Raw genomic sequence first — 474 nt, forward strand, 5'->3', positions numbered from 1 at the left:
CGATATGCGCGCAAAAGATGTTAGGGCTCGACACATTAAAGGATGTATGGAAGAGGGATTTCGAATCGAAACGAGAGGAAAAAAGAAAGGAGAAAAAATCCATCCATCACCAAGTACAAAATCCAGAATAAAATCTTTATTTAATACTATGTTTGACTACGCTCTTGAGTATGAAATCGTTCCTATGAATTATGCAAGAACATTTGAAATTTCTGGAGACATTATTGTTGAAATAGAGAAAAACAAGAAAAAACACTTTCCATTTACCGATGATGAAATGAAAGTTTTGTGGCAAAATGTTGATAATGTAAAATTTGCTGATTGGATTCTCATTCAATGTTATATGGGTTGGCGCCCGCAAGAACTCGCTACCTTACGGTTGGACGAGGTCAATTTAGAAAAAAGGTATATGCAAGCTGGAATGAAGACAGAAGCAGGGAAGCAACGGATAGTTCCTATTCATCCAAGAATCCT

At 36.5% G+C, this 474-nt stretch carries 1 protein-coding gene; it reads left to right on the forward strand.

Going from position 1 to position 474, the window contains the following annotated elements:
• Positions 1–46: 46 nt before the first annotated feature.
• Positions 47–474: integrase (locus tag NE664_13655; protein ID MCQ4727678.1), on the forward strand; the 428-nt coding region annotated here is incomplete at its 3' end.

The sequence above is a fragment of the Anaerotignum faecicola genome (assembly GCA_024460105.1).
GTDB lineage: Bacteria > Bacillota > Clostridia > Lachnospirales > Anaerotignaceae > JANFXS01.